The organism is Psychrobacter sp. TB55-MNA-CIBAN-0194 (genome assembly GCF_040309505.1).
Taxonomy (GTDB): domain Bacteria; phylum Pseudomonadota; class Gammaproteobacteria; order Pseudomonadales; family Moraxellaceae; genus Psychrobacter; species Psychrobacter fozii.
Map to the genome: position 1 here is coordinate 1 of NZ_JBEOOW010000447.1, position 261 is coordinate 261.

At 44.1% G+C, this 261-nt stretch carries 1 pseudogene; it reads right to left on the bottom strand.

The features are described 5' to 3' along the window. A pseudogene (locus AAEY75_RS15835) lies at nucleotides 1–261 on the bottom strand (chromosome condensation regulator RCC1); the annotation flags it as partial.

A 261-nucleotide genomic window follows, 5' to 3' on the forward strand; every position in this document is an offset into this window, starting at 1 on the left:
GTACCCATCGCCATATTATCGATGTTTTTTAAGCTGGTCAGCTTGTTTGTTGGTTCATTTAAGTTTTCATAACTTGTTTTGCCTTTGCCGTCTGTTTCACCAAACATGCCCCAAGCATAAAGGATGCCATCTGACGCTTGGGTGTTACTGTTATTTGCTGCAACATTGTCCAACAATACATAGCTGGCATTGCCATTGGCGTAGACACGGCGAACCTCTTTACCTGCAAACCAAGGCAATTTGGTTGGCGCAGTTATGGTG